At 61.6% G+C, this 17,517-nt stretch carries 13 protein-coding genes and 3 pseudogenes; 9 read left to right on the top strand and 7 right to left on the bottom strand.

What is annotated here, in order from left to right; genetic code table 11:
* Position 1: 1 nt before the first annotated feature.
* Positions 2–896 (bottom strand): annotated as a pseudogene (locus CSV86_RS16590) (cation efflux transmembrane domain-containing protein).
* Between the two features lie 95 nt (positions 897–991).
* Here CSV86_RS16590 and cadR point away from each other — a divergent pair.
* The 4 genes from cadR to CSV86_RS16570 all read left to right on the top strand — a co-directional run bounded on the left by cadR (position 992) and on the right by CSV86_RS16570 (position 4,095).
* A complete protein-coding gene (gene cadR / locus CSV86_RS16585) occupies positions 992–1,399 on the top strand; it encodes a Cd(II)/Pb(II)-responsive transcriptional regulator (RefSeq protein WP_009403731.1) in 408 nt (135 codons plus the stop codon).
* Positions 1,400–1,654: 255 nt separating this feature from the next.
* Positions 1,655–2,383 (top strand): hypothetical protein, encoded by a 729-nt coding sequence (locus CSV86_RS16580; RefSeq protein WP_170394878.1) that lies wholly within the window; start codon positions 1,655–1,657, stop codon positions 2,381–2,383.
* A 224-nt stretch (positions 2,384–2,607) separates the two neighbouring features.
* Complete coding sequence (locus CSV86_RS16575) at positions 2,608–3,075, top strand: hypothetical protein (protein WP_240160521.1); 468 nt, start codon at positions 2,608–2,610, stop codon at positions 3,073–3,075.
* Between the two features lie 81 nt (positions 3,076–3,156).
* Entirely contained in the window at positions 3,157–4,095 is a 939-nt protein-coding gene (locus tag CSV86_RS16570) for a hypothetical protein (RefSeq protein ID WP_240160520.1), read from the top strand.
* Between the two features lie 256 nt (positions 4,096–4,351).
* Here CSV86_RS16570 and CSV86_RS16565 read toward each other — a convergent pair whose 3' ends face one another.
* From CSV86_RS16565 to CSV86_RS16555, 3 genes are all read right to left on the bottom strand, one after another.
* Positions 4,352–5,749, bottom strand: a complete 1,398-nt coding sequence (locus CSV86_RS16565; protein WP_009403021.1) for a tyrosine-type recombinase/integrase — start codon at positions 5,747–5,749, stop codon at positions 4,352–4,354.
* Between the two features lie 230 nt (positions 5,750–5,979).
* Positions 5,980–6,741 (bottom strand): glucose 1-dehydrogenase, encoded by a 762-nt coding sequence (locus tag CSV86_RS16560; RefSeq protein WP_037061297.1) that lies wholly within the window; start codon positions 6,739–6,741, stop codon positions 5,980–5,982.
* 6 nt (positions 6,742–6,747) lie between these two features.
* Positions 6,748–7,947, bottom strand: coding sequence for an MFS transporter (locus tag CSV86_RS16555; RefSeq protein WP_051032720.1), 1,200 nt, complete (start codon positions 7,945–7,947; stop codon positions 6,748–6,750).
* An 82-nt stretch (positions 7,948–8,029) separates the two neighbouring features.
* On the opposite strand from CSV86_RS16555, the gene CSV86_RS16550 reads away from it, so the two are divergent.
* Positions 8,030–8,941: a LysR substrate-binding domain-containing protein gene (locus tag CSV86_RS16550; RefSeq protein ID WP_009403015.1), complete on the top strand. Its 912-nt coding sequence runs from the start codon at positions 8,030–8,032 to the stop codon at positions 8,939–8,941.
* An 84-nt stretch (positions 8,942–9,025) separates the two neighbouring features.
* Positions 9,026–9,946, top strand: coding sequence for a LysR family transcriptional regulator (locus tag CSV86_RS16545; protein WP_009403013.1), 921 nt, complete (start codon positions 9,026–9,028; stop codon positions 9,944–9,946).
* Here the strand turns inward: CSV86_RS16545 and CSV86_RS16540 are convergent.
* The 3 genes and pseudogenes from CSV86_RS16540 to CSV86_RS16530 all read right to left on the bottom strand — a co-directional run bounded on the left by CSV86_RS16540 (position 9,937) and on the right by CSV86_RS16530 (position 12,985).
* Positions 9,937–10,379, bottom strand: a pseudogene (locus CSV86_RS16540) (GlcG/HbpS family heme-binding protein). The gene CSV86_RS16545 and the pseudogene CSV86_RS16540 sit on opposite strands and share 10 nt — an antisense overlap.
* 2 nt (positions 10,380–10,381) lie before the next feature.
* The gene (locus CSV86_RS16535) at positions 10,382–11,725 is read right to left on the bottom strand and encodes a metal-dependent hydrolase family protein (RefSeq protein ID WP_009403009.1); all 1,344 of its coding nucleotides are present in this window, start codon (positions 11,723–11,725) and stop codon (positions 10,382–10,384) included.
* 339 nt (positions 11,726–12,064) lie between these two features.
* Positions 12,065–12,985 (bottom strand): LysR family transcriptional regulator, encoded by a 921-nt coding sequence (locus CSV86_RS16530; protein ID WP_009403007.1) that lies wholly within the window; start codon positions 12,983–12,985, stop codon positions 12,065–12,067.
* A 318-nt stretch (positions 12,986–13,303) separates the two neighbouring features.
* Here CSV86_RS16530 and CSV86_RS16525 point away from each other — a divergent pair.
* The 3 genes and pseudogenes from CSV86_RS16525 to CSV86_RS16515 all read left to right on the top strand — a co-directional run bounded on the left by CSV86_RS16525 (position 13,304) and on the right by CSV86_RS16515 (position 17,516).
* Positions 13,304–14,982 (top strand): annotated as a pseudogene (locus CSV86_RS16525) (DUF1302 domain-containing protein).
* 10 nt (positions 14,983–14,992) lie between these two features.
* Positions 14,993–16,357, top strand: coding sequence for a DUF1329 domain-containing protein (locus CSV86_RS16520; protein ID WP_009403004.1), 1,365 nt, complete (start codon positions 14,993–14,995; stop codon positions 16,355–16,357).
* Positions 16,358–16,415: 58 nt separating this feature from the next.
* Positions 16,416–17,516 (top strand): WD40/YVTN/BNR-like repeat-containing protein, encoded by a 1,101-nt coding sequence (locus tag CSV86_RS16515; protein WP_009403002.1) that lies wholly within the window; start codon positions 16,416–16,418, stop codon positions 17,514–17,516.
* Position 17,517 lies beyond the last annotated feature (1 nt).

Below are 17,517 nucleotides of genomic sequence, written 5' to 3'. Positions count from 1 at the left end.
TTTAACCCTTCAACGCCAAAATGCGTCTGGCACCGTTAAGTACAATGCCCCCGCGATGGTGCCGATAATCAGATCCGGATAATTGGAACCGGTCCACGCGACCAGGGCGCCGGCGGTGATGACCCCCAGGTTGATCACCACGTCGTTGGCCGAGAATATCCAGCTTGCCTTCATGTGCGCCCCGCCTTCCCGATGTTTGGATATGAGCAGCAGACAACTGGTATTGGCAATCAATGCGACGAATGCGATAGCCATCATCACCAGCGATTCAGGCTCACTACCGAATACAAAGCGTCTCACCACCTCTACGAGCACGCCCACAGCCAAGATCAGTTGCAGTACACCAGCAAGATGCGCGGCACGTACCTGCATTTTCACGCTATGTCCAACCGCATAAAGGGCAAGCCCGTACACCGCCGCATCGGCAAAATTGTCCAGGGATTCTCCAATCAGGCCGGTGGACCGGGCGATCAGACCGGCAGTCATTTCCACCACGAACAGAAGTGCATTGATGCCGAGCAACCAGCGCAGGGTCCCGGATTCTTGCTTAGCAGAAGCTGCCGAAAACTCGGCGGCCTTGATGGTCTCCGGATTTGCAGCGACGGTTTCCTGAAGCGAGGCGCCTAGCCCAAGGTCTTCAGTTTCGAGGTGACGGGCTCGACCTCGCCGTCATGCACGACCTTCAGCCGGCGGTTCGACAAGTCGAAGGACAGCGCCCGAATCTCCTCAAAGCCGTTCAGGGCTAGGCGAATCATTCGTTCTTCTGATGGACAGTCCATCTTCGGCACGGCATAAACACTGACCCATCTCCCTGGCGCCTCGGAGGAGGCCTGTATATCGGTATCCGCTGCGGACGTTGCATCACCGCCACAGGCGCCACCACAGGATTTGCTCATGATACGACTCCACTTGAACAATGTTGTGGTACCATTTAAAACTATAAAGCTACTATAAGGTCAATAGAGTAAAGAATCCGTTGGGGAGGAGGCTGATGCGCATTGGTCAGTTGGCGCAGTTGGTAGGGGTCGAAACACAGACGATCCGCTTCTATGAACAGCAGGGCTTGTTGCCGCCGCCTGATCGGCAGGACAACGGTTACCGTGTCTATACCGAGAAGCATGGTGAGGGGCTGGCCTTCATCCGTCGCTGCAGAATCCTGGGCCTGTCACTGGCTGAGATTCACGAACTACAGAGCTATGAGGACGACCCTCATCAGCCTTGTACCGCCGTCAACGCCTTGCTCGATGATCACATCTCTCATGTGCGGTCGCAGATAACCGCTCTGCAAGCGCTTGAGAAACAACTCGTTTCACTGAGAGCGAGTTGCAACGATGACCGGGAAGTTGAGGCGTGTGGGGTTCTTGCTGGAATTAGCGAAGGAAACATGCACCAGCAGTAGGTGAAGCATCAACCAGATAATCCGATGAGATGCCGGTCTGTCTCACTCTCATGCAAAGGTAAGATCAACCATTTAATCCGCTTACCCCACTTTCCGGTGAATTGTCTCGATGGAGCGGCTCCTTACGGTACTGACGAGAAAGCTCTGGGGGACAATGTCAGGGCCTTGATGCCTGGATTAGAGTGGCCGCTCCAAACTACTCAGACAGATCCTGATTTTAGCTTTGGGTCTCCCATTCCAATGGCACCAGCAACTTTGCTGATTCTGGATTTCATAGAGTATGTGCATGCTGTTGTCGCGAAGCCTTTTGTAGTCAAACGTCACGATTATCATAACCACAACCACCTGGGTTTTAATCAGAGTGAAGGCCAGTTTGAGTTCATGGTCGATGTTAACAGTGTTTTTGCACGATGCGGAGTAGCCTACGAGTTGCAATCCAATGGGCGAGTCGTACGCCTATTGCCTCTGATTCTGCGCGAGACGCTTAGTCGAGCCGTCTTCAGGACAGGCGATAAGATCTTGGACAATGCTCTCGAAGAGTCTCGGGCGAAGTTTTCCTCACCAGATCCGATCATTCGTCGGGAAGCACTTGAGCGTTTATGGGATGCATTTGAACGGCTGAAATCGCTTGCTGATGCAGATAAAAAGAGATCGATCTCGATGATTTTGGACGCTACTGCTAGCGAACCTGACTTCCGTACAATGCTTGATGTCGAGGCGAAACAACTGACCGATATAGGCAACAATTTCCTCATTCGTCATTACGAAAAGCGTCAAGTACCGGTAATTCATACAGATCATGTTGATTACCTGTTTCACCGGCTTTTTGCTTTTATCCAACTCCTGCTCGGACGGGTTGGGTCAACGGCGTTAAACCGTAGGAAAACGCCGCCGATCAACAGGGCGTTGTCGGTAGATATAGGAATGTATTCCCGCGACGCCCAGTCCACTTTTGCAGGGGGGCTAGGATTACCAGCCGCCTGATGGCATAGTGCCTTGCCTGTAGAAACATACAGAATGTACGGGCTGAATTTAAATAAGGGCAATTGGATGCGCAGCGCGATCAAAGCAAACCTCGAAGCATGGGTCGAGAAGCTGGAGTCACAACAAAACGTCGACGGGAACTATCTAGATCACGACTTTTTCTTGGAATACAAACTGCTGGGGTAGCGACCTTTCTCAAGCAAATCGCCTTTGCAGGGGACGACATGGAGCTACTGGCCATTGCTTCAAAAGCAGAAATTCTGGTCATGAAGAAAGTTCAAGCTGACGAGGAGGCGGAGCATGAAGAGGATCTGCTACGGCAGCAGCAATACGAAGCGGACGAAAGAATCAGGAAACTTTGCTATCACTACTTCTACACTGAACCTGCTTTCTCCGTGGACATGTCTAAATACGAAGCGCTGATCAACTCGTCTGCGAAAAATTTCTCTGACCCTTACAAGCTGTCAAGCCTGCGCCGCTATGTCGAGCAGAGCCAGGTGCTAGCAAAGCTGTACGACAAAGTGAAAGCTCGCCTGCGTCGCGGTTGCGGTGGACAAGCGACGCCGACATTTGAAGACGTTGCGCGAGCTTTCGACGCGGAGCTCCCGGTAATCTATCGCCGCGCCGATGCTCATGTCGAGCGTACGATTGCTCAATACGCGGCGGCATCTATGCCAGCAAGCCTGGGCTGACGTCATCTTACCTGGGCTAATTGCATCGCTTCATGTCAACGAAGATCAGTTGCCGGGCTTGCATGATCCCACGCGGAACATATGTTTCACGTCATCGTTTTCTTCAGCGATAGTCTTCAGAACATGAGCGAAAAAATCGAAAAACACCTCGAAGGCATTCATTGTGAGCTTCGAGGGACTGGGCAGGACCTGTCTCGGGAACGCCAGAAGTCTTTGAAGTATTACGTTCGCGACATCCACCACCGCTTAGGGGAATGGCTGAGCGCCCAAGGGCATGAAAAAGCCAGGCAGCGATATGAGCTCAGTTGGGCCCTTGGCTTGATTGGCATTGTGGGTGTCTTGTTGGCAATCACTCGATCAGCTAGCAGCGATATGGACTGGGTACGCGAGCATACCTTGGCATTTCGCTTGTCGGCTGTGGTCCTGTGCACGATCTTCATTGGGGTGTCTCTGGAGCGCTCGGCGGTGGTGAGGTCGCTATGGAGCTTTGCCATTACCAAGTTTCTGGTTTCAATCATCCTCTCCGTTGTGGTTCTCTGCGCACGTGGTAAAGCTGCGAGTTACGTCAATGGGGTTTTCCACATTGATGCTTCCGCCTTACCCATTACCTTGGTCCTCACCACTGGTCTATTGGTGCTCAAGTGGCTGGTGCCGTTCATACTCAGCGTGGCCATGACGCTATCATTGGTTCACGGCCTAATTGGTGCCGGCTGGATCAAAGGTAGGCTTGATGGCACCTCCGTTGATGAGCCACCTCTATACTCGCTACTGTCCTTTTTGGTGTCCGGTGTGATTCTCTATTTCGGATGGGGCTGGTCTAGTGATCAGATAGCTGATTCCCGCGTGCCGGAGAAGGTCTATCTGATGGCACATGCATTGGACTTTAGCTATTCCCACGAGTGCGCCAACGTCGCGGCGAATCAGCCTGTGGTTTTCCTCGGAATGCCCAAGAATCCGTGCTTGTCGCTCCGTATAAGCTGGCCGATTTCGACTTCGAGGAGTTCTTTGAGGCGTTCGTAACAGTACCGACTGACTTCGTGCGGCAAAGGTGCGAATACAAGCCATCGCCGGTGGTGGACGATGGGGGGCAGGGTTGACTTGATTTGCTCAAGGCAGGCCAATTTTCCTGCCTTGTTACGCTACCAAATGGCTACGATTGTTCGTGACTATTAGGCTGGGTGATTTGCTCATGCGAAATTGCACACCACTTGACCACCTAATTGATCCGATACTGACCACTCGTTAGCATTGCTGTTGACTAGGCCGAATCACTGCATCAGCTTTTTGTAATCTCCTGAGGCCGCTTTCGGCTGAGCACAATGACCTTGCCTTGATCCCACTCTTTCTCCGCATACAAACAGTCTAGGTATCTACCCCATAGCTCCAGGGCAGCCTTTTTCTCTGGTAGATAGCTGTATCGATCGTAGTGAATCGATTGCACATCGTTGCGCCCGTGAGATAACAGCCAGCTACGGATTTCCTTTGTAATTCCAAGTGCAGCCATCAGCGTTTCAGCGCTTACCCGGACGTTCGCGTAACTGAAATATCGCGTTTTACCGGAACCATTCAACGCTCTTCCAGCATCACTGAATCGCTTGCCCGCTGTATCCGGACGAATACAGCGCCGGCCAATACAAAACGGGCCAGGCCCAATCTTGCTCTCAAACAAAGGCGTCAGGATTTGTTTAATCCTGGCGGTCAGGGGTAGCAGGTGATCCCATGCTTGAGTCTTTTGCCCTTTTCCGTCGGTAAGGTGCAGAAGATCGTCGGACGTATCCTCCCAGGTCACACGGAGCAGTTGCTCCATTCGTTGGCCGCCCAGGTAGATTAAACCTTTGCAGATCGCCATCTCTCGGGGAGGTAGGGTATCCAAGTGACGTAAAAGCTCACCAAACTCCTCTGGCGTCAGGGATTCAGTCTGACCGCCGCGTGTATTAGCAAGGGTAGGGACCTTGGTAGCTGGATTGACCCCGATGTCGAAAACCTTCGAATCACTTACATCTCGATCCAGGGAAAGGTGTGCCTTGCCGCCATAGCTGAATGCAGCCTTTAGATATCGGTGGACGCTGGCAGCAGTTGATCGCATGTCAGTGTTGACCGTTTTCGCTTTGTTCCCGATACCACGACCTTTAGGTTTGCGTGCGAGTAGCGCGCTCATCACCGAATGAATGTCCTCGCCGCTGATGGACTTTGCTGGACGCTTCATCAGATCTGGGTGGTGCTGGATCACGTGTGTCTGAAATAGGCGCTCGACTTCTTTTGCCTTGACCTTGCCGCGAGCGGTTAGATCTTTGACATATGCGTTTAGCAGTTCTTCGAAGCTACCTTGTCGCGTCGCAAGCTGCTGAGCGAGCGCTTCGGCCTGTCGTTGTGTTTTCTCTGCGGCGGCTCTGGCCGCCAAGTACACTTTAACGTCGCCGTGCTCGGAAGCAATCAACGCCATCTCTGCCGCTTTGTCGCGTAGCTCGGACAGTGCCAGTCCCGGCGCCCTGACGCTCAAGCGATATTGGCCCAGAGAGATCATCGTGTCCTTTGCGTTGAGCCGGTAGCGGAAGTAGGCACTGATCGCACCACTTTGGCTGCGCTTGAACAAAAGGCTACCCCGAGAACGGCCAGGTAAGCTTTCAGTCAACTTGGAGGCTAGCGGCATGCCCTTGAGCTTTTGATCGTTCACGCTTTTATCTGCAGTATTGGTGGCCAATTCCAGTCCCCACTTCGGTCCCCACTTCTCATGATTCAGAACGCTACAAGGAGAAACCTTAAGACACAAGCAGAATAGATAGGCCCTTTAAAAACAGGGGGTTGTGACATTTCAGGAAGCGAGCGGAATCAAGCTGACTCACAAAAGCATATGCCTCCTAAGGGGAAGGTTGGCAGTTCGAACCTGCCCTGGACACCACCCCTTCATTTCCCCCCTGTCGCATCCAGAAACGCCCCGGTCACGAATGACGCTTCGCTGCTTGCCAGCCAGAGAATGGCCTGCGCGATCTCTTCCGGCTGGCCACCCCGGCCTAGCGGAATCGTGTGCTTGACCCTGTCTACCCGTCCTGGCTCCCCGCCGCTGGCGTGCATTTCGGTATAGATGTGGCCGGCCCGAACGCAATTGACGCGAATGCCTTCCCCGGCAACTTCCTTGGCCAGGCCGGTAGTGAAGGTTTCCAGTGCACCCTTGGAGGCGGCGTAGTCCATGTATTCGTTCGGGCTGCCGAGCCTGGCCGCTGCCGAGGATACATTGACCACCACGCCGCCAGCGCCGCCATGGCGCTGCGACATGCGCTTGACCGCTTGCTGCGCGCAGAGTATCGGGCCGATGGCGTTGACGGCGAAGATCCGTCGTATCCGCTCGATATCCAGATCCTCCAGGCGTGACTGCCGGGCAATGATCCCGGCATTGTTGACCAGCACATCGAGTCGACCAAAGGTCTCGTCGACCGCGGCGAAAAGCCGGCCGACCTGTTCCGGGTCTGCGCTGTCAGCGCGCACAGGCAGCGCCCGGCGGCCAGCGGCGCGCACCTCCTGGGCCACGGCCTGGGCGGCCGCTTCATTGGAAACGTAGCTGATGACCACGTCGTAGCCGCGCGTGGCGGCAAGTCTGGCCGTTGCCGCGCCTATGCCGCGGCTGGCGCCGGTGATCACCATGACGGGTGCATGGGCAGTTGTGTCCATCGATGCTTACCTCGAAGTTGGGCTGGTCTGAAGGTACGGGCGCAGCGTCGACACCAGGGGCACGACGGCCAGTGCGGTGAGCACGGTCAGCAGCAGCGCAGTGGCTCGGCTGCTCAGGTCGGCGATCGCACCGAAAAGGATGGGGGCGATACCGCCGGAGCCGATGACGCAGGTATAGAACACCGCGAAAGCGCGTCCAGTATCGCCTTTCGATAATTCCGGGACGGTGCCGTACAGAACCGACGAGGTTCCGTTGAGCACGATCCCCAGCACGGGTAGCAGGAGCAGTGTCGGCAGCAGCGGAGTGACCAGCGTCGCCGCGATCAATAGCGCCGTTGCGCACTCGGCGAGCATGACGCAGCGCACCACGCCGATCCGCTCGCCCAGCCAGCCGAAGGTGAACTTTCCGAATGCGCCGCCGATGAAGAGCAGGGCCAGGGCGACGCCGATCGTCGGAGAATCGCCACCGCGGCCCTGGATGAGAAAGGGCAGGAACAGCAGATAGCCCATGCGCGTTGCGGTATCCAGGGCGCCGACCGTGGCCAGGATTGCGAAGCCCCGACCGTCCTGGGCGCGCCCCGGGGCACGCGTTGCGGCTCGCTGCGCTTGCATCGGCGTCGACGGTGCAAGCCTGGCCAGGGCCATGATCAGCAGGATGCCCAGCGCTGCCATCAGCACCATCACCGCTTGCCAGTCGATAACCGGTAGCAGCACCGCCACCAGCGCAGGCAGCAGTGCTTTGCCCAGGTCGCCGGAGAAGTTGTAGATACCCAAGGGACGCCGCGAATTTGCCCCGTATGTTTCGGTGACCAGCATCGAACTGCGCGGATGCTGGATACTCGAGCCAATGCCTGCCAGCACAAGCCCCGCGCAAAGCCCGATCATGCCCAGGGGCAGGGCCATGAGCAGCAGGCCGGCCAAGGCCAGTGCGGTCGAGAGCATCAGCGCCGCTCGCGGCGACCAGTTGCGCAATGCGCGGTCGGCGGGTATCTGCAGGCCGCCCATCGTTCCGGAATAGAGCGCGCGGATAACCGCCAGCCCGGCATAGGAGAGGCCGAACTGCGCTTGCCAGACCGGCAGGAACACATATAGCGCATCGGTGTAGCCGTCATGCAGGGCGTGGGTCAGGCAGGCTGCCGACAAGCTGCGTGACGCTTTTGCAGGCGTGCCGCTGGGAATCACTGGAAGCCGGGTTTGAGTATTCATGCAATGATGGTGAATGCGTTAAATAACTTGCACAAACCATATCTCCTAACGGAATACATTAGATTTTCTAAAGGAAAGAGTGATGCGCCGTCTTCCACCCCTCAACGCATTGCGCGTTTTCGAAGTGGCGGCCCGGGTGGGTAGCTACGCGGATGCTGCCCTGCAGCTGGGCGTGACCCAAGGGGCCGTGAGCCAGCAGATCGCTACGCTCGAAGACTGGTTGGGCCAGCGCCTGTTCATCAAGGAGGGGCGGCGGATGGTTGCCACACCGATGGCCCGCGTCTTTGCCGCTGAAGTCGGCCTGTCCCTGGATCGCCTCGCCGTAGCGGCCGAAGCCTGCGGCAGGCCCAGCGTGCGACGCATCCTTCGGGTCAGTGCGCCCACCAGCCTGGCGATGCGCTGGCTGATCCCCAGGCTCGAGCGCTATCACGCCGGGCATCCGGACATCGAAGTGGTGGTCACCACGGTTTCCAGCGTGGTGGAGGACCTGCGCGGCGGTGTCGACGTCGCGATCCGGCGTGGCGCTGCTCGGCCGGACCTGTGGCCGCATCATCACGTCGTGCCACTGCTGGAAGACCACGACACGCTGATCATGAGCCCAGCGTTGTTTTCCCGGCGCCCGATCCGCGAGCCACGCGACATCGAAGGGCATCGCTGGCTGGCCAGCGAAACCCGTGCCGGAGACTGGCTGGGCTGGCTGGAAGCTGCCGGCCTGGAGCACCTGGAAGGCCATCCGCGGCAAACCTTCGATCATTTCTTCGTGACCCGCCAGGCCGTGGAAGACGGTCTGGGAATCGGCATCGGGCCGCTGCCGATGCTGGAGATCGACATCGCTCGCGGCACGCTGATGACGCCGTTGCCGGACATCAGCGTGTCCCGGACCGGATACGTGGCCCTGTTCCCGCGTCGGGCCGACCCGACGCAACTGCTTTCCGGCTTCGTGGATTGGTTGCTCGAAGAGGCAAGAGGCAGCGGCCCGGGTACAGTGGCCTGAACCAGGCCAGGTATCGCCGACGGCGATACCTGCCAGCATTAAACGCGAGGGCGTGTGCGGGCAACGTTGAGGTATAACCCGTCCATGCGCTATCGCCGCCTCGATCTCAACCTTCTCGTCGCCCTCGATGTCCTGCTCGAAGAAAGCAGCGTCAGCAGGGCGGCCGAGCGCCTGAACCTTGGTCAGTCGGCGACCAGTGCCGCCCTGGGGCGCTTGCGCGAGCACTTCCAGGATCCGCTGCTGGTCCCGGTTGGCCGCGGTCTGCAGCCCAGTGCGCTGGCCCGGCAGTTGGCACCCAGGGTCCGCGAACTGCTGCTGATGACCGACGCGCTGGTGGAAACCACGGCCGAATTCGATCCGGCCCGCTGCGAGCGCCGTTTCACCCTGATGGCCTCGGATTATGTGGCGGCTACCCTGATGCCTGCGGTCAGCCGCGCGCTGCGCCGCCTCGCGCCCGGCGCTTCGTTGGTGGTGCGCGAGCTGTCCCGGTCCCGTGATGGCGACCAGGTCGCCGAAGCCCTGGAGTACCGTCGCAGCGACCTGGCGATCGTGCCGCAACGCCGGATCAATCCCGCCTACCCCCACGCCGCGTTGCTCGACGATGCGTTGTGCTGCATCGTCTGCGCCGCACATTGGCCGGTCGGCCAGGCGCTGACGGAGGTGCGTTTTCGTGAAGGCGAACACGTTCTGCGCGAGTTCGCCGATGGGCAGACGCTCTCCCTGGAAGCCCAGCACCTGCGGGACATCGGCATCGAGCGCAGGGTGGTGGCCACCGTGCAGAACTTTGCCCTGATGGCCGATTTCGTGGTCGGCACACCGCGTATCGCTACGCTGTTACGCCGCCAGGCCGAAGCGCTGGCGCAGCGTTACCCGTTGCATGTGCTACCGGCGCCTGTCGAGTTCCCGCCTGCTGCCCAGGCCTTGCAATGGCATCCGCAGCAGGCCGGGGACCCGATGCTCGCCTGGTTCCGTCAGCTGTTGCTGGAGCAGGCGACTCAGCTTTGAGGGTCGCCGGTGTCCCCCCGCAGGCCGACAGCGGCAATCGCCAGCAGCGCACAGTGTTCGTCGTTATCCGAGCTATCGCCGCTGACGCCGATCGCCCCGAGCAGCCGCCCCTGTGCATCGCGCAGCAGGATCCCGCCGGGCGCCGGAATCACTTCGCCGTCAGTGAGGCTGTTGATCGCATCGAAGAACGCCGGCATCGCCTGCGCGCGTCGTGCCAGTTCCCGACCGCCCACGCCCATGCCCAGGCAGCCGCGGGCCTTGCCGCTGGCGATGCGCGGCCGGAGGAAACTGGCCTGCTCGTCACGCAGCACCGCCAGTGGATGCCGGCGGCGTCCAGTACCGCCGCAGCCAGGGGTTTGATGCCCAGCTCGCGGGCCTGGCGCAGGGTGGCCGCCGCCAGCCGTGCGGCCGTTTCAACGTCGAGTATGCTCATGTTCACAGGCTCCATTTGCCCAGCTCGGCCACGCGGTCGCGGGTGTAGAGATCGGTCCACTTCAGGGAGTTGAAGTCCGATACCTGCCTGGGGTCGTAGGCGGTACGCTGCAACTTCACCGGTTCGCCGGCCTTGTACACGGCCAGCAGGCGGCTGCGGTCCTGGAGGATACGGATATCTTCCAGCGGCGAGCCGTCGAGGATCAGCAGGTCGGCCTGCTTGCCCGATTCCAGGGTGCCAAGGGTTTCGCCACGGGGCATCAGGCGCGCGCCGACATGGGTCGCGGCGAACAGCGCCTCGGCGGGGGTGAAGTCCAGGCGTCGTACCAGCAGTTCCAGTTCGCGGGCATGCCACTCGCCATAGGGGGTCACGGCAAAGCCGCTGTCACTGCCGCAGGCGAACGGGACACCGGCGGCCTTGGCCCGTTTCAGCACCGGCGTACCCGACTCCAGGGTGCGGGCGCAGTAGCCGGCATAGCCTGTGGTGATGGCCGGGTCATGGGCCTGGCAGAAGTCCACGGTGTTCTGCGGGAAGGTCATGGTTGGCGCGAGGACGCTGCCTGCTTCGAGCAGCGCCTCGATACAGGCGTCGTCCATGTAGAAGGCATGGAACACCAGGTCGACCCCGGCCCTGGCCGCATACATGACCGCTTCACGCCCGTAGGCGTGGGCCGCCACCCGGCAGCCGAGGCGGTGGGCTTCCTCGACCATCTCGCGGGTCTCGTCGGCGGTGAAGGCGGCGATGATCTCGCCGTTGGCGCGGCGGTGAGTGCCGTCCATGGCGATCTTGATCAGGTCCACGCCGTCCTTGGCCTGCTTGCGGATCTGCGCAATGGCCTCGGTGCGGCTGGTGACCAGGGCGGCGGTGAAGTACTCCGGTGCGCCAACCCGGCTGGGAAACCAGTCGTTGAGGCTCTGGCGATTGGTGATCACCCGGCTGCTGGCGGCAATGCGTGGCCCTTCGAACAAGCCGGCGTTCACGGTGTTGCGTACGGCGATGCTGAGCTGGCCGCTGTCGCCGGGGCAGACCATCGACGTCACGCCCGCCGCCAGCACGTGCTGGGCGAAGAACAGGCCCCGCAGGGCGCGGAATTCGTCGCTGGTCCAGATATCGATGTCTTCCTCGCTTTGCGCATTGCCGAAGGCCAGGTGGGTATGCACGTCTATCAGGCCGGGCATCACGAAATGGCCGTGCACCTCACGGTCGCCCGGTTGCGGGCGCGGGGACCGGGTGCTCGGGCCGACGTGGCGGACCAGGCCGTTTTCGATGATCAGGGTCTGGTGCTGGCGGGGTTCGAGGCTGGTGCCGTCGAAGAGGGTTGCGCAGTGCAGGTGCAGGGCGGTCATGGGGTGGTGCCTCGTCTTGTCGTTTGTGACGCAGGCTAGGGGCTGTGTTGGTGGGGACTATCAGATGCTGTCGATGGCTAGGCATTGACCGGATGGATAGGTCCAGCGCGGACCCTGTGTGTGCGGGTTCACCCGCGATAGCGGCAGTGAATTCACCATCGCAATCGCTGGCAAGCCAGCTCCCACAGTGACCGTGTCGAACACAAAACCCGCGGCTGGCCGAGAAACCTGTGGGAGCTGGCTTGCCAGCGATAGCGGTAGTGAATTCACCGCCGTCATCGCGGGTAAACCCGCTCCCACAGTCGAGCGAGTCGAGCCGGAATTCTGTGGCCGGCTCCATCAGGTCACCGGCAGATCAATATCCTGAATGCAATCCCGAATCCGTCCGCGCAACCACTTCAGCATCGGATCCCCGTCCATGCTCCGGTGCCACAGCATGTACTCGCCCATCAGCGGAATCTTCATGGGTGTCGGCAATATCCTCAGCGGCAGGTACCGCGCATAAAGCTGCGCCAGGCGCCGGTGCATGGTCGCCAGCCGGGGCGTGCCGACCAGCAGTTGCGCGAGCGTGTTGAAGTCGTTGGTGATCACCTCCAGGCGCCGCTTCACCCCGTACTGGTTCATGATCCAGTCCTCGATGCTCAGGTGCCGGTTGCGGCCGAAGCCCACCGAGATATGCCCCATGGCCAGGTACTGTTCCAGGCTCAGGCTGTCGCCGACCTCCGGGTTGTCGCGCCAGACCACGCAGACATGGTCTTCCTCGAACAGCAGCTGCGCCGGGTGATCGTCGATCCGGTAGCGCTCGGGCACGATCATCAGGTCCACCTCGCCGCGGATCAGCAGTTCGGAGCTGTTGTCGCCGGGGCTGAGCATCTCGAAGGTAACCCCTGGCGCTTGCCGGTGAATCCGTTGAATGACCTGGGCGAACAGCACGCTGATCAGGTAATCGGAGGTCACCAGGCGAAAGTGCCGCTTGCTGGCGGCCGGGTCGAATACCCGCCTGGCGGTGATCGAGGATCTGATCGTCAGCAGCACCTCGCGCACCGGCCCCGCCAGCTCCAGGGCATAGGGCGTCGGCTGCATGCGCCGGCCGACCTGCACCAGCAATTCGTCTTCGAAGAAGGTGCGCAGGCGTCCCAGCACCCCGCTGGTGGCGGACTGGGTCATGTGCAGGCGTTCGGCGGTGCGGGTGATGTTCTGCTCTTCGAGGAGCACGTCCAGGGCAACCAGCAGGTTGAGGTCCAGATGGTGAAAACGCATGGCTCGGGCTTCTTGTAGTTGTTTTGCCGATACCTTCCGGTCGCGCTCGCGCGCCGTCAATGCGCCCGGGTATCGCTTTTGCCGATGCCTGATATCCCCCTGCGCGATGCCTTCGAGGTATCGCGCCGCTCGATAGGTCGCATCCCGACAAGCGATTAGTCAGAGACAGCCGTGCAGGTCAACCTGTGCCCGTCGCCCGGTCTATCCCGCCGGGCGATGCCACCCCTGGCACACGACCCAGAACCGGTCCGGCTGCCTTACCGGCCGGTGGTGGCCAAGAAAAGATGCCAACAAAAACAATAAAAGAGGGTTCGTTCGATGGCTATTCGCTCCATCGCCGCATCGCGGCGTGCGCCTTCCACCCTGACGCTCGCTGCGGCGCTGGTCATGGGCATTCCCGGCGCCCAGGCATTCGAAATCCAGACCGGCAACCCGGACCTGAGCCTGCGCTGGGACAACACACTCAAGTACAGCGCCGCCTGGCGCACCCAGGACCAGAGCAGCAAGCTCACCCGCGGCCAGGTCGCCCTCAACCAGGACGACGGTGACCGTGCCTTCGCCAAGGGCCTGATCTCCAACCGCCTGGACATCCTTTCCGAGCTGGACATCGGCTACCGCGACTTCGGCGCCCGGGTCAGCGGCGCGGCCTGGTACGACACCGAATACCAGAAGGACAACGACAACAACGACCCGTCCCGGGCCAACGTGCGCTCGGTGGCCTACGACCGGTTCAGCGACGACACCCGTCATCTGCACGGCGGCGACGGCGAACTGCTGGATGCCTTCGTTTACTGGAACGGCGACGTCGCCGACCGCGCCGCCTCGGTGCGTCTCGGTCGCCACGGCCTGATCTGGGGCGAAAGCCTGTTCTTCGGCGCCAACGGCATTGCCGGCGGCATGGCCCCGGTGGACGTGGTCAAGGCGGTGTCGGTGCCCAACACCCAGTTCAAGGAAATCACCCGTCCGGTCAGCCAGTTGTCCGGTACCTACCAGCTCACCGACGCGCTTTCCGTCGGCGCCTACTACCAGTTCGAATGGGAAGAAACCCGCCTGCCGGGCGCCGGCAGCTACTTCTCGGTCAGCGACACCATCGGCACCGGCAACGAACGCCTGATCGTCGGCGAACCCTTCCCGGCGTTTCTTGGCGGCAATCCGGACAGCCCGGCGGCGTTCTTCCACGGCAAGGACAAGGACGCGAGAAGCTCGGGGCAGGGCGGCCTGCAGTTGCGCTACACCGCCGACACCGTCGAGTACGGCCTGTACGCCATCCAGTACCACGACAAGTCGCCCAAGCTGTACCTCAAGCCCAGCGCCAGCGGGCCCAACTACGCCAGCGGACAGATCGGCGAGTACTACTGGGTCTATCCGGAAGACATCCGCGCGCTGGGCGCCAGCTTCGCCACCAGCATCGATGAATACAGCTTCGCCGGTGAAGCCTCCATGCGCTGGAACATGCCGCTGGTTTCCAATGGCCAGACCATCGGTGCCGGCGTGGTTGCCGATAACGACGACCACCCGCTCTATGCCGTCGGCCGCACCGCGCACCTCAACCTGAACATGATCGCCTCGCTGGGCCCGTCCTTCGTCGCCAACGAGGCCAGCCTGGTCGGCGAGGTGGCCTGGAACCGCCTGCTCAGCGTGACGAAGAACCGCGCGGCCCTGGACCCGGGTGCCACCGACGACGGGGTCGGTCTCAAGCTGGTCTACACCCCGACCTACCGCCAGGTGTTCCCCGGCATCGACCTCAGCGTGCCGCTGGGCATCAGCTACTTCCCCATGGGCAAGTCGGCGGTGGTCAGCAGCTTCGGCCCGGACCGCGGCGGCGATTTCAACGTCGGGGTCAGCGCCACCTACCTCGACCGGGTGACCTTCGGCCTGACCTACACCCACTACTACGCCCCGAGGACACCAACCTCGATGCCCTCTCCCGATTCACCTTCAAACAAGCACTGAAAGACCGGGACTACCTGGCCTTCTCGGTTAAAACAACATTCTGAGGGGATCTCCGTGAACATTCCTTTCGCTCTCAAGACCTTCTGTGCCTCCTTGCTGTGCAGCGCAGTCCTGGGCCTGCAGCCGGCAGTGGCGGCGGGCGCCGACGACCTCGGCAAGCAGCTCACGCCACTGGGCGCCGAGCGCGCCGGCAACGCCGACGGCAGCATCCCGGCCTGGGACGGCGGCTACACCAAGGTCGATCCCTCGTTCAAACAGGGTGGCAAGCGCAATGATCCGTTCGCCGGCGACAAGCCGCTGTACAGCATCACCGCGAAGAATCTCGACCAGTACGCCGCCAGGCTCAGCGACGGCACCAAGGCCATGTTCAAGCGTTACCCGGAGAGCTACCGCATCGATGTCTACCCGACCCGGCGCACGGCCGCCGCGCCGCAGTGGGTCTACGACAACACCCTCAGGAATGCCCGCGAGGCGAAGCTGGTAGAGAGCAGTGCCGGCCCGGTGCCGGAAGGCGCCTATGGCGGCATCCCGTTCCCGCTGCCGAAGAACGGTGCCGAGGCCATGTGGAACCACTTGCTGAACTGGCGCGGCGTGTCCCTGGCCATGGACTTCCGCCACTACCTGATGACCGCCGACGGCGCCCAGGTGATGACCACCGACGGCAAGGCCGTGCAGGAGATGCCCTACTACTACCAGGACGGCAACGCGGCCAGCTTCGACGGTGACTACTGGCTGTTCCGCCTGCTCAACGTCGGCCCGGCCCTGCGTGCCGGCGAGCAGATCATGGGGCGTACCAACATCAACGGCGACAAGTCCCAGGCCCACGTCTACCTGACCGGCCAGCGCCGCGTGCGCAAGCTGCCCAACGCCTGTTGCGACACGCCGACGCCTGCCACTGCCGGGGTCATGTCGTTCGACGAACTGAGCGTGTTCCAGGGCCGTATGGACCGCTTCGACTGGAAGCTGGTGGGCAAGCAGGAGATGTACATCCCCTACAACACCAACAAGGTACAGACCGCCGCCAAACCTGAAGACCTGTTCGCCAAGCATCACCTCAACCCCGACTACGTGCGCTGGGAACTGCACCGGGTCTGGGTGGTGGAAGCCGACCTGGCGCCGGGCAAGCGCCACCAGTTGCCCAAGGGCCGCTACTACCTCGATGAAGACACCTGGCAAGCCATGCTCGGCGACCGCTGGGATGCCAACGGCCAACTGGCCAAGACCCTGTGGTCGCTGCCGTCGGTAATGCCCGACCTGCCGGCCGTGGCCCAGTTGTCGTCGGGCTTCTACGACCTGGTCTCCGGTGCCTGGTTCATCCAGAACCTCTACGCCGGCAAGGACCAGCAGTACGCCGTGGTCGATCGCTACAAGGCGGCCGAGTTCTCCCCGGCGGCAATGGCCGGGCGCGGCGTGCGCTGACCGCGAAGGAGGAGGGCAGGCGCTGCCCTCCCGTTCGGTACTGGATTTCGAGGTAGACATGAACAGATTGCTTCAGTCGAGCGGCCTGCTGCTGGTCCTCGCCTTGCCGCTGGCTTCCACTTGCCAGGCCCAGGCCATGCTGCAGCAGCGTGCGGTCGGCGATGTCCTGCAAAGCCCGGCGATGCAGATCGCCCATCCGCAGCGCGCCGTCTTCACCGCCCTGGCCCGGGCCGGCGAGCGGCTGGTGGCGGTGGGCGAGCGCGGGCTGATCCTGCTCTCCGACGACAACGGCCAGCACTGGCGCCAGGTTGCGGTGCCGGTCTCGGTGGGCCTGACCGCCGTGGCCTTTGCCGATGCCCGAAACGGCTGGGTGACAGGACATTCCGGGGTGGTCCTGGCGACCCGCGATGGCGGCGAGAGCTGGAGCCTGCAACTGGACGGCGAGCGTGCCGCGCACGTCGAGCTGGAGGATGCCCGCCGCGCCGCGCAGCAGGCGCCGGATGACGAGATGGCCGTGACCCGGCTGGAAACCGCCGAGCGCATCGCCGGCGAAGCCGCGGACAAACCCTTCCTCGCCGTGGCCGCCAGGGATGAGCGCAGCGTGCTGGTGGTCGGTGCCTATGGCCTGGCCCTGCGCAGCGACGATGGCGGCGCCAGTTGGCACTCGCTGATGGGCCGCATCGACAACCCCGACGGCCTGCATCTGTATGCCGTGGCGCGCCAGGGCGAGTCCTGGGTGCTGGCTGGCGAACAGGGCTACCTGGCCCGTTCCGACGATGGCGAGCATTTCCACCCGCTGCCCAGTCCTTATCACGGCAGCCTGTTCACCCTTGCCACCCGGGCCGACGGCGCGCTGCTGATCGGTGGGCTCAAGGGCAACGCCTTCGTCCTCGCCGCGGGGGCGCAACAGGCCGAAGCGCTGCCGACCCTGGCCCCGGTGTCGTTCAGCGACGCCATTACCCTCGGCGATGGCCGGGTGCTGCTGAGCAATCAGTCCGGTGGGCTGTTCACCAGTGCCGTCGGTGGCCTGGAGCCCGCCTTTGCCGCGCAGCGCAAGCCGGTGGCGGCGGTAGTCCAGGCCGCCGACGGCAGCCTGGTGACCGCCGGATTCACCGGGTTGTCCCGCGTCGCTGCGCCTACCGTTTCCGCTTCGGAGTGAT

This window comes from Pseudomonas bharatica CSV86 (assembly GCF_000319305.2).
Classification (GTDB): domain Bacteria; phylum Pseudomonadota; class Gammaproteobacteria; order Pseudomonadales; family Pseudomonadaceae; genus Aquipseudomonas; species Aquipseudomonas bharatica.
Note: the sequence above shows the minus strand (reverse complement) of the source record. Positions and strands in the feature narration are given on the sequence as shown.